The following is a 24,066-nucleotide window of genomic DNA, read 5'->3' as shown; positions in this document are numbered from 1 at the left end:
GATCAGGCCAGAAAGGCGCGGCGCAGAAGATTCAGTCCCGCGATCAGCAAGACCCAGAGCGTTGCACGCCGAAAGAAGCGCTGGTCGATCCGGTCCTGCACCTGCCCGCCGGCCCACATGCCCAGCACCGCCGGCGGGATCAGCGCCAAAGATAGCCAGACCGTCGCGCTATTCAGAACACCCGAGCCGATATGCGCCAGCGTCAGAACGACGGCGCCAAGGCCGTAGATGACCCCCTGGACGCGCATCTGTTCGGTCTTCTCGGTATCGAGTGCCATCAGGTAGGCCACGGTCGGCGGCCCCCAGACGCCCGAGAACCCACCGATGAAGCCCGCGAATGCGGCGATACCGACCTCGAACACCCGTGTCGGCCCGGCGGGCAGCCGTCCATCCCAGCCAGCGATCTGCGCGATCGCGAAAGCGACGATGGGCACGCCGATCAGCGCCAGCATAACCGAGACCGGCATCACGGCGACGAGCTGTGCCGAAAGGATCAGCATAACGGCACCGACGATCAGGAAGACCCTGAATTTCTTGACCGATCCCGCCGCAGCGCGCGGACCCTGCCGGAGCGCCTGCATCCCGTTGGACATCAGCGTGGGGAGGATCAGTGCAGCGAGCGCCACGTCCGGCGCGAGAATCGAGCCCAGCCCCGAGATCATGATCATCGGCATGGCGAACCCCACGACGCCCTTCACGAATCCCGCAAGGAACGTCACCCCGAGGGCGAGCGCCCATTGCGCGGGCGTCAAAAGGTCCGAAAGAAGCTCCATGCATGCTGTGTTATCAAACAAATGGCGGACGACCAGCGAAAACGGTCGCGCAATTTTTGAACGTTTTGCCGCATCGCAGCGTATCTTTGTTGCGCTGCGCCTGCGAGAGCGCTATGTCGAGGCCAAACGAAAAGAGGATGTGAACCATGGCACATGACGGTCAGGATCTGACAATCGCGGAGACCGCGCTTCTTCCCGATCTTCTCGCTCTGACGAAGGCCGCGCTCGGACCCTGCGACGACGTTTTGGCCCGCGCGAAAGCCTCGGTGTCGGCGCTCGTCATGGATGGCGACCGGGTGTCGGGCTCCAAGCTCGAGGCGCACCAGACAGCCGCGCACGGGCTCGCCTGGCTCGCAACCTACGTCGAGTCCCTGCGCGAGATGCAGGGCTGGGCCGAACGGATGCAGGACGAGGGCACGTTCGGCGAGGTCGAGCAGCTCATTCACCAGATCGCGTTTGGCGAATACCTCTGGCAGATCTATGGCGGCATCCAGATGAACCAGGGCGAGGTCGTGCGCCTGCAGGATCTTGGGCTCGCGCAGGATGACATGCGCGCGCTGATGTCCGACGCGGTGACGACGCTGACCCAGGGCGGCAACACCCAGGCGGCGCGCGTGCGGCTCGTCGAGCTGATGCGCGAGCGCTCCGCCGAGATCACGGTGGGCCGCACCGGGCTCGACGAAGAGCTCGAGATGATCCGCGAGCAGTTCCGCCGCTACTCCGTCGACAAGATCGAGCCCCATGCCCATGAGTGGCACCTCAAGGACGAACTCATCCCGATGGAGGTGATCGAGGAACTCGCGGAGATGGGTGTGTTCGGTCTGACCATCCCCGAGGAATTCGGCGGACTGGGCCTCTCCAAGGCGTCGATGTGCGTCGTCTCCGAGGAGCTTTCGCGCGGCTATATCGGCGTGGGCAGCCTCGGCACCCGCTCGGAGATCGCGGCGGAGCTGGTGATCGCAGGCGGCACCGACGACCAGAAAACGCGCTGGCTTCCCGGATTTGCAAGCGGTGAGATCCTGCCGACCGCCGTCTTCACCGAGCCCAATACCGGCTCCGACCTCGGCAGCCTGCGAACCAAGGCGGCCAAGGACGAGAACGGCGACTGGATCCTCAACGGCAACAAGACATGGATCACTCATGCGGCGCGCACCCACGTGATGACCGTGCTCGCGCGCTCCGTTCCCGGCACCGATGATTACAAGGGCCTGTCGATGTTCCTGGCGGAAAAGACCCCGGGCACCGACGAACAGCCCTGGCAGGATCCGGGTATCTCGGGCGGCGAGATCGAAGTGCTCGGCTATCGCGGGATGAAGGAATACACGGTCAATTTCGACGACTTCAAGGTGAAGGGCGAGAACCTTCTCGGCGGCGAAGAGGGGAAGGGCTTCAAGCAGCTGATGGAGACGTTCGAAAGCGCGCGCATCCAGACCGCCGCGCGGGCCATCGGGGTCGCACAATCGGCGCTCGACCAGGGCATGCGCTACGCCGAGGACCGCAAGCAGTTCGGCAAGCCGCTCATCGCCTTCCCGCGTGTCGCCTCCAAGCTTGCCATGATGGCAGTGGAGATCATGGTGGCACGGCAGCTCACCTATTTCTCCGCGCGGGAGAAGGATGAAGGTCGGCGCTGCGATCTCGAGGCCGGCATGGCCAAGCTTCTGGGCGCGCGCGTCGCCTGGGCAGCGGCGGACAATGCGCTCCAGATCCACGGCGGCAACGGCTTCGCGCTGGAATACCCGATCAGCCGGATCCTCTGCGATGCGCGCATCCTCAACATCTTCGAGGGCGCAGCAGAGATCCAGGCGCAGGTAATCGCGCGGCGCCTTCTGGCCTGATATGCGAAAAGGGCGTGGCGGAAGAACCGCCCGCCCTTTCATCCCTTGCCGCAGATGGCTCTTTTGTGAGCCAAGAGGCCCGTGACAGTGCTGGAACGTCCGGACGTCACTCGTTAGGCTGCACAAAGCCGTTCGAGCCGCAATACGGGTGGGGAGCCTTTACTCTTGTTTCCAAGTACGACTTTACGTTTCGCGACCGCTTTTGCATTAGGCGTCGCGGTAGTGGCACTGCCCGCAGATGCGCTTGAAGACATCGATATCGAGATCGCCACCGACGATGCCGAAGCGGGCAACCGCATCGGCCGGGCCATCCGCAACACGTCGAGCCTGACGACAGCTACCCCCGAAGGTCTCGAAACGCCGCAGGAGGTCGCCGCGGCGGCCCTCTCGGATTACCAAACCGTGGTCGAGGCCCTCTACGATGCGGGGTTCTACAGCGGCGTCGTCTCGATCCGGCTCGATGGCCGCGAAGTCGCGGATCTGGAGCTGCTCAACCTGCCGCCAGCGTTCCAACGCGCGGAAATTCGCGTCGAGACCGGCCCGCAATTCCGCTTCAGGCAGGCAGAGATCGCGCCGCTCGCGGCAAGAACCGAACTGCCCGACGGCTTTGCCCAAGGTCAGCCCGCGGAGACGGGCGTGATCCGGGAGGCCGCGCAAGCGTCCATCGAAGGCTGGCGTCAGCGCGGCCACGCCAAGGCCATGCCCGACAGCGAGCAGGCCACGGCGCTCCACGATATCGCGCGTCTCGACGTGCGGATCGGTATCGACCCCGGCCCCCGCGTCAGTTTCGGTGATATGCAGATCACGACCGACAGCGCTGTGCGGCAAGCCGCGATCCGGCGCATCGCGGGCTTCCCGGCCGGAGAACGCTTCGATCCCGACGATGTGGACCGCGTGGTGAACCGCTTGCGACGCACCGGCGCGTTCTCCTCGGTGACGCTCAGCGAGGCGGACGTGGTCGAGCCCGACGGCAGCATGGACATGCTGCTGTCCGTCAGTGACCGCAAACCCCGCCGGATCGGCTTCGGTGCGGAGGTCTCGACGCTCGAGGGTGGCGCGCTCACCGCGTTCTGGCTCCACCGCAACATCTTCGGCGGCGCAGAGCGGCTGCGGTTCGATGCTTCGGTCTCGAATATCGGCGCAAGTGACAGCGGTATGGATTACTCGCTCTCGGGGCGCCTCGAGATCCCTGCGATTTACGGCGCGGAAACGGATGGCTACGTCCAGGCCTCGCTGACCCGCGAAGACGAGCCAACCTTCATTTCCAACCGGGCCGAATTCGAGATCGGCGCAACCCGCCGCCTCAACGACCGCTACACCGCGGAGATTGGTCTGGGCCTCAGCTACAGCGAGACCGAGGACGACCTTGGCGAGCGCGAGTTCCTGCTGCTCACGCTTCCCGGCACCCTGACCTACGATACGCGGTCCAACGATCTGAACCCTGTGAGCGGCTATTACGTCACCGCGACCGCGACTCCCTTCGTCGGACTCATGGGTTCGCCTGGCGGTCTCAAGTTCGATGCGGATGCGCGGGCCTACCAGGGGTTCGGCATGGATGATGCGACAGTTGCCGCGCTGCGGATCCAGCTCGGCTCGGTCGCGGGGCCCGACATCACCGACGCGCCGCCCGATTTCCTCTACACCTCCGGCGGCGGCGGCACTGTGCGTGGCCAGCCTTTCCGCTCGCTTGCGGTCGATCTCGGCAATGGCGATGAGATCGGCGGGCGATCCTTCCTCGGCATCTCGGCGGAACTGCGCCGCGACGTGACCGAGAATATCGGCGTCGTGGGGTTCTACGATGCGGGCTATATCGGCGAAGAAAGCTTCTATGACGGCTCGGGCGAATGGCATTCGGGCGCGGGGCTCGGGATTCGCTACCAGACCGGGATCGGCCCGATCCGCGTCGACGTGGCCGGCCCCACCGGCGGAGAGACCGGCGAAGGCGTGCAATTCTACATCGGTATCGGACAGGCATTTTGAGACATCTTGGCAAGTTTCTCACCGCGACGACCCTTTCGGCGGGCATCGGCGCGACGACCGTGCTGGCGCAACAGGATGACAACAGCGAGCGCGGCCGGCTTGAGGCCCTGATCGAGGACAACCTCTCGGGCGAGAATTTCGGCGTCGATATTGTCGGCTTTCAAGGCGCGCTTTCTTCACAAGCCACGGTGGAAGAGCTGATCCTTTCGGATGCCGAAGGCCCCTGGCTCACCCTGCGAGGCGTCACCCTCGACTGGAACCGCGCGGCGCTTCTGCGGGGGCGGGTCTCGGTCGATGAGCTGATCGCCGAAGAGATCCTCGTCCCGCGCCTGCCCCAGGGCGGCGAGACGACCGAAGTCCCCGACGCCCAGGCCCAGCCGTTCTCTCTTCCCGAACTGCCGGTCTCGGTGCAGATCGGACGCATCGCGGCCGAGCGGGTGGAGCTTGGCGAGCCGGTGATCGGTGTCGAAGCCGTGCTCGCGCTCGAAGGCTCGGCGAGCCTTGCGGGCGGAGAAGGCGATGTCTCGCTCTCGATCGACCGGCTCGACCGGGGCGGCGAGATCAGCCTTGAGGGCTCCTACGCGAACGAAACCAACGTCCTGTCGCTCGATCTGTCGCTCGACGAGCCCGAAGGCGGTATCGCCGCGACCTTGATCGGCCTGCCGGGCACACCGCCTGTCGCGCTGAGCGTGGAGGGCGAAGGCCCGCTTTCGGATTTCGCCGCCGATCTGCAACTTGCCACGGATGGCGAGGATCGCCTCACGGGCCGCGTCGCGGTGGCAGCGCTTGAGGGGGATGTCGCGGGCACCGGTTTCTCCGCGGATGTCCAAGGCGACATCCGTCCCCTGCTGACGCCTGAGAACCGCGAATTCTTCGGTGCCGATCTCAGTCTCGACGTGGCGGGCCAAAGCCTCGAGTCGGGCGCTCTGACCATCGACACGCTGGAGCTTGCTTCCGAGGCGATCAATATCAACGGTTTCATCGCGCTTGGCCCCGACAATTGGCCGGAGCGGATCGATCTGACGGGCGATATCGCCGGGCGGGACGGCGCGCCGATCCAGTTGCCCATTCCCGGCGAAGTCACGCGCGTCGATCGCGCCGATCTGAACGTGCAATACGATGCCGAAAGCGGCGATGCCTGGCAGGCGGAACTTGCCGTGACGGGCCTCGACCGCCCCACCCTTTCGGCAGAACGGCTGAGCCTCGACGGCTCGGGCACGCTCATACGCGGCGAAGGCAATGCCGTCGGCGAAGTGGATGGCCGCTTCGACATCGCGACCGAAGCGCTCGCCTTCGCCGACCCCTCGCTAGCAGAAGCCGTCGGCACGACCCTGTCCGGCATCCTCGAATTCGACTACCGCGAGGGCGAACCCTTGAGCCTGACGCAGATCGCGCTCGATGGCGCGGGCATCGCCATCGACGGCGCGCTCGACATCACCGGCCTGACCGACGAGCTCAACATCGCGATCGAGGGCGACGTAAACGTTGAAACCTCTGATATCGCACGGTTTTCCGGACTGGCGGGCCGCGAGCTGTCGGGCGGTGCTCGGTTGAGCGCCTCGGGCAGCGTCGAGCCGCTGTCGGGCGCGTTCGACGCCGAGCTCGACGGCACGGTGAACGACCTCGTGACCGGTATCGCAGAGGCGGATCGACTTCTCGACGGTCAGACCGAACTTCTGCTCAGCGCGCAGCGCGACGAGCAGGGCATCCTGCTCCGACAGCTCGAGGTCAGCGCTCCCGAGGCGAACCTGACGGCATCGGGCGGCCTGGGTGCCGAGACCGGCAATGCCGACATCTCCCTGCGGGTCGCGGAACTGTCCGAAATCCTGCCCGAGTTGCAAGGTGCGCTCTCCTTCGACGGCACGGCCCGGAAGGAAGGTGAGAGCTGGCAGGTCAGCGGCGATGTCGCCGGTCCCGGCGGAGCGGAGGCCATTATCGATGCCGCGCTCGAACTCGTGGAAGGCCAACTCCGCGCCGTGGGCGGAACTCTCGATGCCAATGTCGCCGATCTCTCCGCCTATTCCGAGATCGCCGGCCGGCCCCTTGGCGGCGCGGCGGATATCTCAGCCGAAGGCAGCGCCGATCTTGAGTTGAACACGGTCAGCGTCGCGGCCAGCGGTGATGTCACCGATCCGATCACCGGGATCGCCGAGGTCGACCGCCTTCTCGCCGGCAACACGACTTTTTCGGTCGACGGCGCCAAGACAACCGACGGGTATCTCTTGCGCGATCTCGATGTGACAGGACAACGCCTCTCCGCCACGGCCGAGGGCGCATACCGGCCCGAGGATAGCGGTGTGAGATTCGATGTGCGGCTGGACGATCTCGCCGACGTCGTTCCGACGATGTCGGGCTCCGCCAACGTCACCGGCCGTGCCGATCAGATGGGCGATAACTGGGATATCGTGCTCGACGCGGCCGGTCCCGGTGGACTGACAGCCGATATCGACGCGACAGCCGCCCTCGAGGAGATGGTGCCGCAATCGGTTCGCGGAGACGTCTCGCTCAGCGTCAACACGCTGCGCCCCTACGAGGGCCTTGTCGGACGTTCGCTGTCGGGCTCGGTCGATGCGACCGCCTCGGGCGGTTATGATTTCGAGAGCGGCGCGGGGCAGGTGACGCTCGATGCCGAAGCGGGCAGCATCGTGACCGGCATTGCGCCAGTCGACCAGCTGTTGCGCGGCGGCGTGACCGACCTTGCGTTCCGCGGCGGTCGGCAAGAGGACGGCACGCTGGTGATCGAGAGCCTCGACCTCGACGCGCCGCAAATCAGCGCCGACGCGAACGGCACGTTCAATCCCGACAGCGGTGTCGCGGAGGTCACGCTCGATGCAGAGGCGCGGAACCCCGTGACCGGCATTGAAGCCGTGGACCAGCTCCTCCGCGGCGGTGTGACGGATCTCCAGTTCCGCGGCGGACGTCTCGAAAGCGGAGCGTTCCGCATCGACAGCCTGAACCTTGATGCACCTCAGATCGACGCGACGGCGAGCGGCAATTACGGCGCAAACGGCGGGCAGATCGAGTATGACGTGCGGCTCGCGAATGTCGGCCTCTTCGTGCCCGAATTCAACGGGCCGGCCACGGCGCGGGGTACCGCGGCGAATTCCGGCGGCGACTGGCGCGTGAATGCCGCGCTGACCGCGCCGGGCAATACCAGTGCCGACGTCTCTGGCACGGTCGCGGCGGATGCCTCGACGCTCAACCTCGACATCAACGGCTCCGCGCCGCTCGGGCTTGCCAACCCGTTTCTCGAGCCGAACCTGATCGGCGGCATCGCCAATTTCGATTTGTCCGTGAACGGGCCTCCGGGGCTCGACGCGCTGTCTGGACAGATTGTGACGCAAGGCGCGCAATTCACCATTCCGAACCAAGGCATCGCGCTCGAGAATATCGGCGCGCAGGTCGGCCTGAATGGCGGGCAGGCGAATATCGAGCTGCAAGGCGATGTGGCCACCGGCGGCGATATCAACGTGACGGGGCTGGTGACCCTATCACCACCCTTCAACGGCGATCTCACCATCACGCTCGACGACGTCATCGTCGAAGACCCGGGGCTCTATCAGACCGATGTGGATGGCACGCTGACCTTGGTCGGGCCGCTGGCCTCGACCGCGACGCTGTCGGGACAGATCGACCTCGACCAGACCGAAGTGCGGATCCCCTCGGGTGGCGGAATCCAGACCTTGGGCTTTCCCATCGACCACGTGAACGAAAGCGCGGCGGTGCGCCTGACACGCCAGCGTGCTGGCCTCATCGAAAGCCCAGACGAGAGTGGATCGGGCGGCAGCGGCGGAGGCGTCAATTACCGCCTCGACCTTCTCATCAACGCGCCCTCGCGGATCTTTATCCGCGGCCGTGGCCTCGATGCCGAGGTCGGCGGGCAGCTCCGCATCGGCGGGACGATCCAGAACGTCGTGCCGCAAGGCCGGTTCGATCTCATTCGCGGGCGGCTCGATATTCTCGGCCAGCGGATCGAGCTTGATGAGGCATCGGTCTCCATCGAAGGCGATTTCAACCCGTTCGTCACCGTGGTTGCCGAGACCCAAAGCGATGATACGCAGATCCGCGTGACGATCTCCGGTCCGGCTTCGGACCCCGAGGTGACGTTCAGCTCGACCCCGGATCGGCCGCAGGAAGAAGTTCTGGCGCTTCTCTTGTTCGGGCGCGATCTGTCGGAGATATCGGCTTTCCAGGCACTGCGGATCGCAGCAGCCATCAACACGCTGACAGGCGGCGGACCTGGCATCACAGAGACGCTGCGTGCCAATACCGGGCTCGACAACCTCGACCTCCAGACCGCTCAGGACGGCACCACGTCGGTCAGCGTCGGCAAGTATATCGGGGAAAATCTTTATACGGACGTCACCGTCAGTTCGAGCGGCGAGACCGATATCAATCTCAACCTCGATATTACCGACAGCATCACCGCTCGTGGAACGGTGACGTCAACGGGCAATACAGGTGTCGGGATTTACTACGAGCGGGATTACTGAGGCTCAGCCGTTCGCCGTCTTGCGGCGCGCGGCGGCAGCTTCGTGGCGCGTGATCTCACCGGTTGCGAGAACGGGCGAGGCATCGAATTCACCTTCGTCGAGCATTCCGGCGACACGTTGCAGGACCGAGACGATCATCGACTGCTCCCATTCCGGCAGCGCCTCGAACTTCTTCACGTAGCGCTGCTGGAGCGCGTCCGGCGCGGCAGACAGGCGTGCCTTGCCGTCTTCGGTCAGGGTCAAATCGATCTGGCGCCGGTCATCTTCCGATTGGTCGCGCGCAAGGAGCCCCCAGCTTTCGAGCTTCTTGATGATGACCGAAATCGTCGCTTGGCTGACGCTCATGCGGCTCGCGACTTCGGAGGGATGACATTTGCCCTTCTCCGCGACGATCTGCAGGACGCGCAGCTGGACGGCGGTCAGGCCTGCATCCCGTGCGAGATCCCGGCCATAGCTGTCCGTGGCTCGCAAGATCCTGCGCAGAGCAATGAGGCTTACATCCGTCCTGTCCATCGTCACATCCAACTGATCGCGGGGTCGCTGCAAATGCGGTCCTATGAGGGTGCATCGGCTCGCGGCTGTCTGGTGTCCGGTATTCTTCATAACGATACTTAGTTAGTGCTAACTATATTCATCCACAAGCAAGGACAGGCAAGAAAATTCGCATGAAGAAGCTAATTTTCGCGGTCGACTTGGACAGATTGAGCGATTTTCTCAATAAATAAAGGGATTTCCCCATGACCTCTGCCCCGGGGGAAGAAAATTACTTAGTCGGTTGAAGTATCCGCATCACGCGTTATATTTAGTTCATCAAAGCAAGTATAGCGAACTGAGGGCTGAAGCCGTGCAGACGATGCAAGAGACGAAAACCGATGGTGCTGTGACCTTCCGCAAGCCGGTCCGCGAGGACGGCGCGGCGATCTGGGAACTCATCCGCAGCTGCAAGCCGCTCGACGAGAACTCGATGTATGCCAACCTGCTGCAGGCCGATCACTTCCGTGACACCTGCGTCGTCGCGCTCGTCGATGACGAGATCGCAGGCTGGGTCTCGGCGTATATCACGCCGCAAGATCCCGATTCCATGTTCGTATGGCAGGTCGCCGTGTCTGAGAAAGCGCGCGGCATCGGTCTTGGCACGCGCATGCTGTCGGCCCTGATGACGCGCGAGGAAGCGTCGGACTGCAAGCGGATGAAAACGACCATCACGCTCGACAACGACGCATCCTGGGCGCTTTTCACCAAGTTTGCCGAGAAGAACAACGCGATCCTCGACTCCGAGGCGCACTTCACGCGTGACACTCACTTCAACGGCGAACACGCGACGGAGCACATGCTCACGATCACCTTCCGGGAAGCGGTGCAGCAGAGCGCGGCATAAGCGCTCGCCACCCCGGCTTTTCCCCCTACTTCCAAATTCTACCTCATTGCGAAAGGACACATCATGTCCACGACCGATAAATCCGTGTTTGAGCGCCGCGAATCCGAAGCGCGCTCCTATTGCCGCAGTTTCGATACCGTTTTCACCAAGGCAGTCGGCTCCGAGATGACCGACGAGGCGGGGACAACGTATATCGACTTCCTCGCGGGCTGCTCCTCGCTGAACTACGGGCACAACGACCCGGACATGAAGCAGGCTCTTGTCTCGCACATCGCCGATGACGGCATCGCGCATGGCCTAGACATGTACTCCGTCGAGAAGGCTGCGTGGCTCGAAGCTTACGAGAACATCATCCTCAAGCCGCGTGGCATGGATGATTACAAGATCATGATGACCGGCCCGACGGGCACCAACGCCGTCGAAGCCGCCATGAAGCTCGCGCGGAAGGTCACTGGCCGGCGCAACATCATCACCTTCACCAACGGCTTTCACGGCATGACGATGGGCGCACTGTCGCTCACCGGCAATGCGTCGAAGCGTGCCGGCGCCGGCAACAATTGTGCCGGCCTTTGCGGCGTGACGCACATGCCCTATGACGGCGCGTTCGGCGAAGGTGTCGAGACGCTCAAGCAGATCGAGATGATGCTCGACAACTCCTCTTCCGGCGTCGATGCACCGGCAGCCTTCATCTTCGAGCCCGTCCAGGGCGAAGGTGGCCTCAACGCTGCATCGAACGAATGGATGCAGGGCGTTGCGCGGCTTGCCAAGAAATACGGCGCTATGCTGATCATCGACGACATTCAGTCGGGCTGCGGCCGTACCGGCACCTATTTCTCCTTCGAGGAAGCGGGCATCGAGCCGGATATGATCACCCAGGCAAAATCGCTTTCGGGGTTCGGTCTGCCTTTCGCCTGCCTTCTCATCAAGAAAGACCACGACATCTGGAAGCCGGCCGAGCATAACGGCACCTTCCGTGGCAATACGCATGCCTTCGTGACGGGCCGCGTGACGCTCGAGAAGTTCTGGAAAGACGACGCGTTCCAGCAGGAGATCCACGAGAAGGCGATGATGCTGACCTCGGGTCTTCAGGCGGTCGCGGATATCGTTCCGAATTCGCGCCTCAAGGGTCGCGGCATGATGCAGGGCATCGACGTTGGCGGCGGCGAGCTTGCCGACGACATCTGCGCCCGCGCCTTCGAGAAGGGCCTTATCATCGAGACATCGGGTGCCGATGACGAGGTGGTCAAGGTGCTCGTCGCGCTGACCGTCCCCACAGAAACGCTCCGCAAAGGGCTCGACATCCTGCTCGAAGCCGCCCGCGAAGCGACCGCAAGCCACAAAATCGCAGCGGAGTAACAGCTATGATCATTCGCGACGTCAATGAACTGAAAAACACCGACCGATCCGTGTCCGACGCCCAGTGGACGTCTGTCCGCATGCTGCTGGCGGACGACCAGATGGGGTTCTCGTTTCACATCACGTATATCCAGGCGGGATCGGAGCACACGTTCCATTACAAGAACCACTTCGAGAGCGTCTGGTGCGTGTCCGGCAAGGGCTCCATCGAAGATCTGGAGACCGGCGAGGTCCACGAGATCAAGCCCGGCGTGATGTATGCGCTCGACAAGCATGACAAGCACACTGTCCGCTGCGAGGAAGAGCTGGTGCTGGCCTGCTGCTTCAACCCGCCCGTCACCGGCAAGGAAGTGCATCGCGAAGATGGCTCCTACGCCGCGCCCGATGAGGCTGCCTAAGCAATCCCGAGGGATCAGATGACCAAGATCGACTTCAACAACCACACGGTCGAGAAGATCGGCGGCACGTCGATGTCCCGTCTCGACGAATTGCTCGATCCGCTGTTCCAGGTGGATAATCCCGAATACGGGCGGCTTTTCGTCGTCTCGGCCTTCGGCGGCATCACCGACCTCCTGCTTGAGCACAAGAAAAGCGGTGAAGCTGGCGTCTACGCCCATTTCGCCGAGAACACCGAAGAGCATGGCTGGATGAGTGCGCTGTCGAAGGTGGATCGCGCGATGCGCGAGGCCCATGACCGGCTGCTCGACCACTCTGCCGACAAGAACGACGCCAACGATTTCGTTCGGGACCGCGTCGAAGGCGCGCGCAACTGCCTGATCGACCTGCACCGTCTGTGTTCCTACGGTCATTTCCGGCTATCGGCGCACATGCAGGTCACACGCGAATTGCTCTCGGGCCTCGGTGAAGCGCATTCGGCCTATGTCACCTCGCTGCTGCTGCGGCGCCGTGGCGTCTCTGCGCGCTTCGTGGACCTCTCGGGGTGGCGCGATGACCGCGAGATGAACCTCGAGGAGCGTATCACTGACGGACTTCAGGATATCGACATCTCGACCGAGATGCCGATCGTCACGGGCTACGCGCAATGCGCCGAAGGGCTGATGAACAAGTATGACCGCGGCTATTCCGAGGTCACGTTCAGCCAGATCGCCGCGATCACAAAGGCGCGCGAGGCGATCATCCACAAGGAGTTCCACCTGAGCTCTGCCGATCCCAAGCTCGTCGGTGCGGAAAACGTTCGCAAGCTGGGTCACACGAACTACGACGTGGCCGATCAGCTGTCGAATATGGGCATGGAAGCGATCCATCCCACCGCCGCCAAGGCGCTGCGCCAGGCGCAGGTGCCGCTGCGGGTCACGAACGCGTTCGAGCCGCACGACCCCGGCACGCTGATCGACGAGGCGGAGGCCGAGAAAGGCGTCGCCGAGATCGTTTGCGGCGTCGATGTCTTCGCGCTCGAGCTCTTCGAGCAAGACATGGTCGGCGTGAAAGGCTATGACGCGACGACCCTCGACACGCTGACGAAGCATGGCGTGCGGATCGTCTCCAAGACCTCCAACGCCAACACGATCACGCATTACGTGGATGCACCGCTGAGCGCGATCCGCTCGGTCGAATCCGAGTTGTCGAATGCCTACCCCAACTCGGAGCTGAACGTCCGGTCGACGGCGATCGTGTCGGTCATTGGCCGTGATCTTCGCGGGCTGCACGTTCTCGAACGCGGGCTCGGTGCGCTGCGCGAGGCGGGGATCGACGTCATCTCGGCTCACCAGACGACTCGCACGGTCGACGCTCAATTCGTCGTCGACCGCGAGGATCGCGACACCTGCGTGAAGATCCTGCACGACACGTTCATGGGAAAAGGTGAAGAGGCGCCGAAACTCGTCGCCTAAGACATCCCGCAGACCTTGATTACGATCCCTCGCGCCGTTCGGCGCGGGGGGATTTTTCATGCGGAGCGCTTCACCTCCGCACGGGCAAGCTGCACCGCGAGGATACCCCCCGCGATCACGATCACGCCGATCACGTCCCATATGCCGAGCGCCTCGCCCAGAAGCGCCCAGGCGATGAGCACCCCGAAAAACGGATTGAGGAAGTGGAAGGTCGCGGCCTTTGTCGCCCCGATGCGGTCCACCAGCAGGAACCAGACCAGCGTCGCGAGAACGCCTGGCACGAGAACCGTGTACCAGAACGCGATGACGAGCGCGGGCGACCACGTCACCTCAAGCGTCTCAAGCGCCATAGCCGGTACGGCCAGCGCCGCCGCGCCCACGAACATCTGCAAGCCAACAACCATCAGCACGTTGCCGCGCGATGTTGCTCCGCGCACCGTCAGCGTCGCGATGGCGAGCGACAGGGCCGCAAGCCCGCACAAAGCCACCCCCCAAAGATCCGCTCCGCCCGAGAGCCGCGCGCCCATGATGACGGCGACACCCGCCACCCCGGCGACGAGGCCGAAAACGCCCAGGGCGGGCAGTTTCTCTCGCAACACGATCCAGGACAGAAGCGCCACGAGAAGCGGCATGGCAGAGGCGATGATCGCGGCGAGCGATGCTTGCACGGCCTGCATGGCGACGAAGTTGAGGCCCAGATAAATCGCGTTCTGGCAAAGCCCGAAGATCACCACGCCGCGCCATTGCGCGCGGTTCAGATGCCAGCTTTGCCCGAGCGCCCGCGCGATGCCGACAGCGATGAGCCCCGAGATCAGGAAGCGCAGCGACAGCGTCATCAAAGGCGGCGCGGCCTGCACGATGATGCGTGCCGAGGTGAAGGCCGAAGACCACATCGCCGCGAAGGCGAGGCCCATGAGAATGCCGCGGATATCCATGAGGGCTCCTTTCCTGCGGCCACATGACCCCGCCGCATTCATGGACGCAACCAGATTGTCCGATTCCCGAATGGCGCAGGACATCGAGAGTGGCGTGCGATAACGTCCTCGCATGGCCCGGAATTTCGATCCGAACGTGCTGCTCTCCAAACCGCTGATGGCGAATCTCGCCACGGTGGATGCAGACGGTGCGCCGCGCAACGCACCTGTCTGGTTCCAGTGGGAGGACGGGGCGCTCTGGATGCTCGGAACGAAGGACGGAGCGTCGGTACGGCGGCTCACGCGGGATCCGCGCTGCGCCGTGGAGATCGTGGATTACGACAATGCCGCCGGGATCCTCCTGCATCTGGGGTTTCGCGGCGCCGCAGAGATCCGGAAGCTGGACGCCGCGCTCTTCCGCAGGCTTCTCGGGAAGTATCTCGGGCCTGACGAAGCGCAATGGAACACTTGGTTCGTCGAGACTATCGCTGCCATAGACGATCCGGGCGGTCGATTGATCCGGCTCGTCCCGGACAGCGTCTTCACGAACAATGTCTCGTATTTCCGCACCGGACCGGACCTGGCTTGGCCCCCCGCGTCCGAGGCCTGAACGAAAAGGCCCCGCCGGCACAAGGCAGGCGGGGTCAGTTACCTCACCGCAGGCGGTGCGGGAGGCTGGCGGTAACTCTCTGACGTGGGATCAGCCGTGCTCGGCCATCTCCGCGCGGATCTGCTGGCGCAGAACGTCGATTGGCACGGTCTTGCCGTCGCGCTTGAAGTGCCAGTAAGTCCAGCCGTTGCACGATGGGGCGCCTTCGAGATGCGCGCCCACCTGGTGGATGGACCCTTTCACATCGAGCCCGACCAGCGTGCCGTCCGCGCGAACCTTCGCGCTCTTGCCGGTCGGCGAAATCAATGTCTCGCCAGGGCTGAGCATACCGCGCTCGACAAGTTGGCCGAAGGGCACGCGCGGCTCTGCGCGCTTGGCCTTGGTGGTCTCGAGTCCGACCTTGTCGAACTTGCGGACCTTGGCGATCCGCGCCTCGGCGGCGGCGCGATAGTCCGCGTCCCGCTCGATCCCGATCCAGTCGCGGCCCAGCATCTTGGCGACCGCGCCGGTCGTTCCGGTTCCGAAGAACGGATCGAGCACAACGTCGCCCACATTCGATGCGCCCACGAGCACGCGGTGCAGAAGCGAGATCGGCTTTTGCGTCGGGTGCGTCTTGGCGCCGTCCGCATCTTTCAGCCGTTCGTTGCCGTTGCAGATTGGCAGAACCCAATCCGAACGCATCTGAACGCCATCATTGAGAGCCTTCAGCGCTTCGTAGTTGAATGTGTATCGCGCGCCCTCGCCTTTCGATGCCCAGATCATCGTTTCATGGGCGTTGGTGAAACGCTTGCCGCGGAAATTCGGCATCGGGTTCGATTTGCGCCAGACCACGTCGTTCAGGATCCAGTAGCCCTGATCCTGAAGCGCGGCGCCCACGCGGAAGATGTTGTGGTAGGAGCCGATCACCCAGATCGCGCCGTTGGGCTTCAGAAGCCGGCGCGCCGCAGCGAGCCAGGCGCGCGTGAAGGCGTCGTAGGTCTCAAAGCTGGCAAAACGGTCCCAGTCGTCGTCGACCGCATCGACACGGGAGTTATCGGGGCGATGCAATTCGCCCTTGAGTTGCAAATTATAGGGTGGGTCCGCGAAGATCAGATCGACCGAGGCTTCCGGGAGGCTTTGCATCACCTCGATGCAATCCCCGGCCAGGATCGTGTTGAGAGGGAGCGCTTGCGCGCTCTTCAAATTCGTCATCTTCGTCATTTCTCTGCCCCAAGACCCGCGGCGCTTTAGCGCTCTCGTGAAGGTTGGACAAAGACTGAGTCAAAGCCGATTCTTGGTCAATTTCTTTTTTTGAATCAGAGGTTTGCCAATTACGCTTGCCACAATATCTTGTGCACCGGGGCGAAGCTTTTTCTATGATGTGGGGTCACCCCGAGATTTTGAAGCGCCAATCTGTGGCTTTTCGACGGATAGCCCGCATTGGTCTCCCAGCCGTATCCGGGAAAGTGTTGCGCCAAATCCCGCATGAGCCTGTCGCGGTGTGATTTGGCAACGATCGAGGCCGCGGCGATGCTCACCGAGAGCGCGTCGCCCTTCACCAGAGGGGTCGCGGGATGCTTGCATTCACGCGGCACGAGATTGCCGTCGATGAGCAGGTGACACGGCGGCGCGGAAAGCGCGTCGACCGCCCGCATCATCGCGAGATGCGAGGCGCGCAGGATGTTGATCTCGTCGATTTCCTCGACCGAAGCCACGCCGATACCGACCTCCGCCTCCGCGAGGAGCACCTCGGCCAGGGCCTCGCGCCGCGTTGCCGTGAGCCGCTTGCTATCGGCAAGCCCGGCCGGCAAGCGCGCCGGGTCGAACAGAACCGCTGCGGCGACCACGGGGCCTGCTAGCGGGCCGCGCCCCACCTCGTCGACACCGACAACACGGCGTGCGCCTTGCGCGATGAGGTCTTGTTCATATCGGTCGGTCGCATCGGTCATGGCGCCTGATTAGCGCCGGCGGCGGTTCCTCTGCCAGAGGAAACCGCAAGCCGGCAGATGGTCATCTGCGGCCAAGAGCGTCGAAGCCGTAGCGTTCGAGACAGCGCGCGCCATAGGCGAGGCGACGGCCTCGGTTCGTGTTGACCGGCAACGCGCAGGCTTCCGGCAAACGCGCGACGTCGACGTAGTTCCGCTCGAGACAGCGGGCGATATACACCTGACGGTGCTTGCCGCGATGGGTGTCAACGACCGTTCGGCAGCGCTGCGGCAACTCCACCCGTCCACGACCATTGGCCTGTCTGTGGCCTGCCTTCGCGGGTTTGTCGTGGGCCACGACGGTCGTCTCATCGTTACTGTCCTTGCGAGTCTCGGCGGCCAGCGCCTCGCCGACGATGTAAAGAAGCGCGATACCTCCCACGACCTTGGCCACGTCTTCGGGCTTGGCGCGCGCCTCTTGGGCGCTCACGGCGATGGCCGTGCTGGCCGCGAGGATCATGGCTATGAAACGGTTCGACATCGGACGGTCTCCTTCCTTGTGGTGAAGGCCGGCGCGGGATGCGGGACTGCGGAGGGGCCGGCTGCCGGGATCGTCCCGCTTGGCATGCCGGTGAAGCAATGACACCACCAAGGCTATCACATAACGGCTCCGGCCCGGCCTTGGATATTGAATGACGTGAAGGTGCCCGCCACAGTGCCCGACATGAAAGCTCATGCCTGTCTTCTCACCCTGATGCTGGTCCTCGCCCCGATGGGCGCCGAGGCCGCCTGCTATGCCGATTACAAGGCAAAGCGCGACGATCCTCTTCGGCTGCATTACGGCGTGGCCGAGATCCCGGACGCCTCCTGTTCACGGGACGGCGCCGCGAGCGAACTGGCACCGCGTCTTGAAAGCGCGGGCTGGTCGCTGCTGAATATCGTCTCGGTCTTCGGTGAAGACGGGCTTGAGGAAAGGAGAGACAGTGCCGGACAGAACTTTCTCCGTTACTGACGCGCGCCGGTCGGGCACCCGTGTCGTAACATTCGGAATCGCGGCCATCGTCGCGCTTCTTGTGCTGGCCGGGATCTGGCTGTTCGTCACCCTGCCGGAGGCCGGGGCCTTCAACGATCGCGTCGAGCGGCTTTTCATCGAGAATGACGACCTGACGGCACAGGCCGAAGTGAAGCTGCTCGAGATCCTCGCGCAATCGGGCACGGCCTTTGCCGAGACGCTTGAAAGCTACCGCCTGACGATTTTCGTACTTCTCGTCTTCGCCACGGCCTTGCTGCTGGCTGCGCTGATCTTCCTGGTGATGCTGGTCGGGCTCAACCGGCGCATGGCGGCGATCGAAAGGTCGGGGATCGAGGTGCGCTCGCTTATCATCAGCCGAAGCGAGAACACCGTCTACCTCAACACGATGGGCTTTCATCTCACAGAGGCGATGATGGAGACGCTGGCCATCCTCGCCGAAGCACGTCTCGACGAGGAGATGCTGACCGGCACGCAGATCGAGGCGATGATCTCGGGGCGCGACGCGAGCGATTGCGACGAGGCGGCCGGTGCAACGCGCGTCAAGCGCCTGAGAGACGGGCTCGGCAACCAGATCGTCTCGGAGCTCTTGGTCAAGACCATCGCGAAACGCGGCTACATGCTCGCCGTCGACAAGGACGTGATCGAAGTGATCTGATCTTTCGCGGTTCGGATCGAGCCACAGCCGCCATTGATGGGCTTCCCGCGATGATCTAGCGTCCGGTATCGGCGCAGATGATGACGGTCAGGCCATGCGGGCGTCGCCCTACAGGTACATCCCCTTGATTTCGGACGCTGTGCGGATCGTGCGGCGGGAATATCGCGCCGTTGCCTATCGCGGCGACCGTTTCCATTGCCCGGTATGCACCAAGAGATGGGCCGGTCACGCGCGCAAGGAACCCTGCCTCTATTGCGGTTCCGCGACGCGTCACAAGCTGCTCGTTCTTTGGCTCGACAGGTTTCTGGCCCGCGATCCGGGACCGGCTACCGAGGTGCTGCTTTTCGCCCCGGATTGGGGTGTGCAGAAGTGGCTCGCGCAAAAAGTTTCGGTCCGCCTGACCACCGCCGATTATTCCGCGCCGGGCGTCGACAGACACTGGGATATCACGGCCATTGACGCACCAAGCGACAGCTTCGATCTGATCCTCTGCTCGCATGTCATGGAACATGTGCCCAACGACGCGGCAGGGTTCGCTGAACTCTACCGGATCCTGCGACCGGACGGGCGGCTCGTTCTGCAAGTTCCCGTCGATCAGGATGCCACATCAACAGTCGAGGATACGTCGCTTGCAGACCCCGAGGAAAGAAAGCGCCGCTTCGGCCAGTTCGATCACGTTCGACGCTACGGCACCGACATCGCCCAACGGATCACCGCTGCGGGTTTTCACGTTGAGCCCCTGACCGTTGCAGATCTCCTCAGCGCTCAAGACATGGCCTATTTCGGTATGTGGAATGACATCGCCTATATCTGCGCGAAGGATAATGCCAAGGGAGCGCCCGGCGCGACACAACGCTGACGCGGACTGGCAAGGTGTAGGAGGCATCCAAAACGTGCCATTGACGAAAAGTAGCCGTCGGTTTTCCCCTTATTTTAACTATACTGCATCTACCTCGTGAAACCAAAATGCCATTGAGGTAAGAGGTTGCGTGCCATTTCGTTTTCCAAAGAAAAACCCGCCGTTTGGCGGGCTGTTTCTCACAAACCTAGAGGCATTAAACGGAAATTTTCATCTCCCCGTCCGGCGCTTCTCCCAAGTGTCGCGCATCTTCTTGTCGGGATCGATGCGCTTCCAGTCGTCGACGAGAAACGGATTATCCTCAATGTCGCCTCCTTCTTGCATCGAATACGCATCGGCAAAGTGTTGAAGATCGACCGTTTTGGCGTCATCCCAAAGAGCTCGCTCAATCCCGTTTTCCAGCATCTCGATCGCACGCCCTAGCCGGTAGCGACTGGCAACGAGAACCCGTGATGCGAGGGAGGGATCATCCAGAGGTTTTACCGGTGAACGTTTACACATTTCGTCGAACACACCCATGATCCAGTCGCCATCCCGCTCAAGATCGAGCGGCTCCGGTTTGACAATGGAAAAGCGCCGGCGAACCTGATCATCCTGAGAAAGTAAGACCTCCAAGTCCTGCGTTCCTGACATGATGACGATCACGGAGTTCGGCCCTTGCATGAGGGACTTCGTCGCTCGAAGAATTTTGTCTCGATCTTTCGTCATCAAATCGTGCGCTTCATCAATCCACAGCACGACTTGACCATTTCTCTGCATCAACTCCCGGAGGTGGTCGAACAGCTGAGATGTCGTACGCCGCGTTCGTTCGAACTTGTAGCCAGCGACCTCGAGAAGCCTAGTCGCCATACTCTTCAGTGAAGGATCTGTCGGAACCTCTGCGAACAAGTATGGTCGGAAGCCTTCGCGCTGACTTTGCAACCGCGGATGCTTTGACAGACCTCGATCAATTGCGGTTGTCTTGCCTGCACCGGCTGCATCGACAAACAAAATGCCACGTGTCTCCTTCGTCCGCCCCATCCGGATCGGGTGGGCAATCGACGGATCCTCGTCGTCTGCCTTCAGCAATCTGTCGAGATGCCGCTCGAGTTCCGCATCCACATCCGTTCCAAAATGCAGGTTACGAATTCGCTCCATCACCTCATCGATCTTCTTCGGATCGGTCACGATCAATCCTCCTCCACGATAATCGTCCGTCCACCCGATCCACGTTTTGGCGGCTTTTTGGGATTACTCGACTTCTGTGCAGGCTTCCGAGTCCTTTTGGATTTGGGTGATACTGCGCTGTCAGCGGGCTTGGCTTGAGCCGATTTTCGTGGCGAAGGCGGTGGGTCGACGGGCTCCTCGATTGCTGTTCCCGGCAATCCGGGACGTTGGTCTTCAGCGGGGCCAGCGGGCTCCCGGAATGTGATGCCTGCCATGACCCTGCCCTCCGCGTATGCGAGCCGTTCCGGCGACCAGCGATTGAGGGCAACCCCGGCTGCCAAAGTCGCATCATCAGAGCGTTCCTGGATCGCTTCCATCGCGTCGAGAGCCGTTCGGATATCGATCTCCCGAACACTTTTTCTGCCTGATCGAACGTGACGAGCTGCCATCAGCCAGTTTTCTGCCGGGACCTCGTCGAAACCCGCCACGATCGCCGGCACTTCGCGCCATGCACCATCAAACTGGACCGCGATCTTTCCGATGTTTGACGGATGCCACCGCACTGCCAATTTCTGCTGTCCAGCTTTGTTCATGTATGCTGCCAATGTCGGCGAGTGGTATCGAACGCCCAGGACTGTGATGCCGTTTTTATCCAACACGCGGATTAGCTTTGTGCCGAAGATCATCCGAATACGCGTCTCGTCTGGCGACCCATTCACACCGTGGGTCGCGACAAGGCGGTCCCAACAGTCTCGCGGAGACTCCCCCAGCAAGCCTTCGTGCCCGGAGACATGATAGATATCCACCACCCACCGGACGATTGCGAATGCAAGGTCTTCTAGCGTCAGCGCAGCTCGATCCTCTCCGCGCGGCCGGTCTTTCGGCGCATCCGATGTCATCTTGTCGTGAAACGTGCTGCCAGTAAGCCTCTTGATTAGTTTCTGATTGACTGTGCGAAAGATGCGCTCGCCGACGCCGCGCATCTCAGGAACTCCGGCCTTTACACGTTCTGCGGCAATTCCAAGCTCGACGCATGCATGACGGAATAATTCCGAGCTAAATCCAGCACCGCAATCCGTAACAATTTTCTCCGGGAGACCGTACATGTTCCAAGACCCCGTGGCACCGACGCGATCGGACCAACGGCCTTTGTCCGTCAAAATCATCTCGAGCGTTTGAAGCGCGGCTTGGCTTGTCGGTGACGGCGTAATCGTGATGCCGACAATCACTTTGGTCGTGCAGCAGATCGCCAGCGTGATCCAGAGACGACCTTTGCCGTTCCGCAAGCCAAGTCGGGTAATGTCTTCTTCTGACAGGATGTCCGCCCAGTCATCTGGGTCGATGATTGTCCAGAGGTCGAGTTCGTGTTCGTCGATTTCGACACGCTCCAATGGTCGCGTATACTGAACGCCCATGGTCACCGGCCGAAAGGACTTCCGAGCCATTTCTTCGCTGCCGCGAGCGGCAGCGACCTGGAACGCGTCAAGCTTGTTGATGTTGTTGGCAATCGTTCGCTTGCAAGGAGCACGGAGTTCTTTGAGCCCTTCCTTTTTGCGCTGCTTGTTCGCCTCAGCGACTTCCTTGCAAACGTTTTCCCAGATCTCTGTCTTGTCAGGTCCCTGGTAGGTAAGGTATTCTCGGATCTCCTTCCACATGATCCGAGATACTTCCGTATGAAGGGGTGTACCCTTGCCGCCTCTTTTCGCAAACGCTGGGACGAGCTCGTCGAGACCATGCTTTCTTCGCGCCGTGGCCCATTTGCGCAGCGTGCCAGGCTTGGGCCTCCATCCGTCATCAAGGGATTTGGTGCCGCCACCGCGACGCCGAGCGGAGTGCTCCCCCATCATCGCCTGAGCGCGCCCCACAATCGTGTCCATGTTGTCTGCGATCGAGGCGTCCGTGATCTTGACCACTCCTTCGCACCGAAGCTCCTCGACGGCGTCGGTTAGTGCTGAGCGGACGGAAAGAAATGCCGCTTCACGATCGTTCAATTCACTTAGTTTTGGGTTCGCTGCCTCTTTCGTGAGGCGCGCCCGTTCCGGGTGGTAGAAATTGCGTTGATGATCGATCTGCTTGAGCCGATCGAGGGCTCGCATGTCCTCCAGCGACACGGGCTCCGTCCGGCCGCTCCCATCATCGTGCTCAAGAAGGTAGCCGTCCTCCGTATTCATTGCCAAGGTGAATGGTCGTCCCTCGATGACGACCCGATCAAACCGACCAATGCGAATGCGCGCCCTGTCCGATGGAAAATTCAAGGGTGTCTTTCGCACACGCATCAGCTGAGGTTCCGTTTATAGACAAGCGTTTCAGGGGTGATCCGTTCGTGCCGAACCGTTGCCAGTACCGACGTCCGGAATAGTCGGACCAGCGCGCGGAAGCCAGACCCTCCGCACCCCATAAGTGACGACAACTCCTCGATTTTCATCACACCCTTTATGGCGCGCACGATCTTCTCGGCCATCGCATCGGCCACCGGGTCTTCATGACGCGACCCGTAAAGAAGCTCCGCGTTGAACACTGTCACTGGATCGAAGGCGTTTTCGTCCAGAACGCGCATATCATCGACGAAGCCTGCGTCGATAGCTTGACGGCGGATCATCGAGAGGTCGTCTTCATACTTGGCGGTCAGCTCAGCGCGAGGACGCACCGCGTAGCCGATCACTTCTCCCGAGCGGTAGTCCACAATGAAGTCAAAATAGTGCTTATGCACCACGCCCTCGCGATCATACCAGTTGAAGCGTTGCTGCTCACGCACGCCTACGACGTTTGGATCGGCTACCAGACACATCAGGCACGTCAGCTCCAAGTGGCTGTCGACCTTCATCGCCCGGCCATCAACGACGCAATCGGCGTTACAATTCGTCGGCGTGCCGGTCGTACCTTTGCGTTGCGCAACGCTGGGCGCCGGAAACCGGATCGCCTCCGAGGAAAAATGATTGGACATGGAAAGTCCCCTTCGATGTCAGGAACCGCGCACAGCGCGGCCATGCCGATGGCCCGGACATTCGGGACAGCGGTTGGCATTCGATGAGTCGGCGGGTGAACCACAGACCGAGGGCAGGTTCAGAAGGCGGCGATCAGCCGTACTGAAGCGGCCCGCGGGTTATTCGCGCGGGAGACAAATCGCCTAGGGACAAGGGAACTTGGGGACGGGCGGGCAATCCCGTGAAAGTGTTGAAATTGGACATGTGACAGTATCCCGAACTCGAGGGAGATCAGGCGTGACAAGTCCAGGATATCAGATCAGCCGAAACTGCAGTGGAACTAGTATCCGGACCGG

The 24,066-nt window shown here is 62.3% G+C and carries 21 protein-coding genes; 12 read left to right on the top strand and 9 right to left on the bottom strand.

What is annotated here, in order from left to right; translation table 11 throughout:
* Nucleotides 1–2 precede the first annotated feature (2 nt).
* Nucleotides 3–773 (bottom strand): sulfite exporter TauE/SafE family protein, encoded by a 771-nt coding sequence (locus FIU91_RS02785; protein ID WP_093011677.1) that lies wholly within the window; start codon nt 771–773, stop codon nt 3–5.
* On the opposite strand from FIU91_RS02785, the gene FIU91_RS19305 reads away from it, so the two are divergent.
* From FIU91_RS19305 to FIU91_RS02770, 4 genes are all read left to right on the top strand, one after another.
* Nucleotides 772–930 (top strand): hypothetical protein, encoded by a 159-nt coding sequence (locus FIU91_RS19305; RefSeq protein WP_172974910.1) that lies wholly within the window; start codon nt 772–774, stop codon nt 928–930. The genes FIU91_RS02785 and FIU91_RS19305 overlap by 2 nt on opposite strands.
* Nucleotides 920–2,608 carry an acyl-CoA dehydrogenase family protein gene (locus FIU91_RS02780; protein ID WP_152461332.1) on the top strand — a complete coding sequence of 563 codons (1,689 nt, stop codon included), beginning with the start codon at nt 920–922 and terminating at the stop codon, nt 2,606–2,608. The genes FIU91_RS19305 and FIU91_RS02780 overlap by 11 nt, the downstream gene beginning before the upstream one ends.
* 222 nt (nt 2,609–2,830) lie before the next feature.
* A complete protein-coding gene (locus FIU91_RS02775; protein ID WP_093011671.1) occupies nt 2,831–4,588 on the top strand; it encodes an autotransporter assembly complex family protein in 1,758 nt (585 codons plus the stop codon).
* The gene (locus FIU91_RS02770) at nt 4,585–9,081 is read left to right on the top strand and encodes a translocation/assembly module TamB domain-containing protein (RefSeq protein ID WP_152461330.1); all 4,497 of its coding nucleotides are present in this window, start codon (nt 4,585–4,587) and stop codon (nt 9,079–9,081) included. Before FIU91_RS02775 ends, FIU91_RS02770 begins: the two co-directional genes overlap by 4 nt.
* 3 nt (nt 9,082–9,084) lie before the next feature.
* On the opposite strand, the gene FIU91_RS02765 is transcribed toward FIU91_RS02770, so the two are convergent.
* Nucleotides 9,085–9,594: a MarR family winged helix-turn-helix transcriptional regulator gene (locus FIU91_RS02765; protein WP_152461329.1), complete on the bottom strand. Its 510-nt coding sequence runs from the start codon at nt 9,592–9,594 to the stop codon at nt 9,085–9,087.
* A gap of 340 nt (nt 9,595–9,934) precedes the next feature.
* Between FIU91_RS02765 and ectA the strand changes: the two genes are divergently transcribed.
* The 4 genes from ectA to FIU91_RS02745 all read left to right on the top strand — a co-directional run bounded on the left by ectA (nt 9,935) and on the right by FIU91_RS02745 (nt 13,665).
* Nucleotides 9,935–10,459: a diaminobutyrate acetyltransferase gene (ectA, locus tag FIU91_RS02760; RefSeq protein WP_093011666.1), complete on the top strand. Its 525-nt coding sequence runs from the start codon at nt 9,935–9,937 to the stop codon at nt 10,457–10,459.
* A 63-nt stretch (nt 10,460–10,522) separates the two neighbouring features.
* Nucleotides 10,523–11,815 (top strand): diaminobutyrate--2-oxoglutarate transaminase, encoded by a 1,293-nt coding sequence (ectB, locus tag FIU91_RS02755; protein WP_152461328.1) that lies wholly within the window; start codon nt 10,523–10,525, stop codon nt 11,813–11,815.
* 5 nt (nt 11,816–11,820) lie between these two features.
* Complete coding sequence (locus FIU91_RS02750) at nt 11,821–12,213, top strand: ectoine synthase (RefSeq protein ID WP_152461327.1); 393 nt, start codon at nt 11,821–11,823, stop codon at nt 12,211–12,213.
* An 18-nt stretch (nt 12,214–12,231) separates the two neighbouring features.
* Nucleotides 12,232–13,665 carry an aspartate kinase gene (locus FIU91_RS02745; protein ID WP_093011657.1) on the top strand — a complete coding sequence of 478 codons (1,434 nt, stop codon included), beginning with the start codon at nt 12,232–12,234 and terminating at the stop codon, nt 13,663–13,665.
* A gap of 56 nt (nt 13,666–13,721) precedes the next feature.
* Here FIU91_RS02745 and FIU91_RS02740 read toward each other — a convergent pair whose 3' ends face one another.
* Nucleotides 13,722–14,600, bottom strand: a complete 879-nt coding sequence (locus FIU91_RS02740; protein ID WP_152461326.1) for a DMT family transporter — start codon at nt 14,598–14,600, stop codon at nt 13,722–13,724.
* 112 nt (nt 14,601–14,712) lie between these two features.
* Here FIU91_RS02740 and FIU91_RS02735 point away from each other — a divergent pair, with 112 nt between their 5' ends.
* Nucleotides 14,713–15,189: a pyridoxamine 5'-phosphate oxidase family protein gene (locus FIU91_RS02735; protein WP_152461325.1), complete on the top strand. Its 477-nt coding sequence runs from the start codon at nt 14,713–14,715 to the stop codon at nt 15,187–15,189.
* 90 nt (nt 15,190–15,279) lie between these two features.
* Here FIU91_RS02735 and FIU91_RS02730 read toward each other — a convergent pair whose 3' ends face one another.
* The 3 genes from FIU91_RS02730 to FIU91_RS02720 all read right to left on the bottom strand — a co-directional run bounded on the left by FIU91_RS02730 (nt 15,280) and on the right by FIU91_RS02720 (nt 17,634).
* Nucleotides 15,280–16,389: a site-specific DNA-methyltransferase gene (locus FIU91_RS02730; RefSeq protein WP_093011648.1), complete on the bottom strand. Its 1,110-nt coding sequence runs from the start codon at nt 16,387–16,389 to the stop codon at nt 15,280–15,282.
* Nucleotides 16,390–16,499: 110 nt separating this feature from the next.
* Nucleotides 16,500–17,117 (bottom strand): ribonuclease HII, encoded by a 618-nt coding sequence (locus FIU91_RS02725; protein ID WP_152461324.1) that lies wholly within the window; start codon nt 17,115–17,117, stop codon nt 16,500–16,502.
* 61 nt (nt 17,118–17,178) lie between these two features.
* Complete coding sequence (locus FIU91_RS02720) at nt 17,179–17,634, bottom strand: hypothetical protein (RefSeq protein ID WP_152461323.1); 456 nt, start codon at nt 17,632–17,634, stop codon at nt 17,179–17,181.
* Nucleotides 17,635–17,817: 183 nt separating this feature from the next.
* Between FIU91_RS02720 and FIU91_RS02715 the strand changes: the two genes are divergently transcribed.
* From FIU91_RS02715 to FIU91_RS02705, 3 genes are all read left to right on the top strand, one after another.
* Nucleotides 17,818–18,105 (top strand): hypothetical protein, encoded by a 288-nt coding sequence (locus FIU91_RS02715; protein WP_152463620.1) that lies wholly within the window; start codon nt 17,818–17,820, stop codon nt 18,103–18,105.
* On the top strand, nt 18,077–18,781 hold the full coding sequence (locus FIU91_RS02710) for a helix-turn-helix domain-containing protein (protein ID WP_093011637.1): 705 nt from the start codon (nt 18,077–18,079) through the stop codon (nt 18,779–18,781). The genes FIU91_RS02715 and FIU91_RS02710 overlap by 29 nt, the downstream gene beginning before the upstream one ends.
* 94 nt (nt 18,782–18,875) lie before the next feature.
* Complete coding sequence (locus FIU91_RS02705; protein WP_152461322.1) at nt 18,876–19,640, top strand: class I SAM-dependent methyltransferase; 765 nt, start codon at nt 18,876–18,878, stop codon at nt 19,638–19,640.
* Between the two features lie 210 nt (nt 19,641–19,850).
* On the opposite strand, the gene FIU91_RS02700 is transcribed toward FIU91_RS02705, so the two are convergent.
* From FIU91_RS02700 to FIU91_RS02690, 3 genes are read right to left on the bottom strand one after another with little or no spacing between them, the layout of a single operon-like run.
* On the bottom strand, nt 19,851–20,807 hold the full coding sequence (locus FIU91_RS02700) for a TniB family NTP-binding protein (protein ID WP_152461321.1): 957 nt from the start codon (nt 20,805–20,807) through the stop codon (nt 19,851–19,853).
* Between the two features lie 2 nt (nt 20,808–20,809).
* A complete protein-coding gene (locus FIU91_RS02695) occupies nt 20,810–23,062 on the bottom strand; it encodes a Mu transposase C-terminal domain-containing protein (RefSeq protein ID WP_152461320.1) in 2,253 nt (750 codons plus the stop codon).
* The gene (locus FIU91_RS02690; protein WP_152461319.1) at nt 23,062–23,730 is read right to left on the bottom strand and encodes a hypothetical protein; all 669 of its coding nucleotides are present in this window, start codon (nt 23,728–23,730) and stop codon (nt 23,062–23,064) included. The genes FIU91_RS02695 and FIU91_RS02690 overlap by 1 nt, the downstream gene beginning before the upstream one ends.
* Nucleotides 23,731–24,066: the final 336 nt, after the last annotated feature.

This window comes from Roseivivax sp. THAF30, from assembly GCF_009363575.1.
Taxonomy (GTDB): Bacteria; Pseudomonadota; Alphaproteobacteria; order Rhodobacterales; family Rhodobacteraceae; genus Roseivivax; species Roseivivax halotolerans.
The sequence above is the reverse complement of the archived record's forward strand: the minus strand, read 5'-3'. Positions and strand labels throughout refer to the sequence as shown.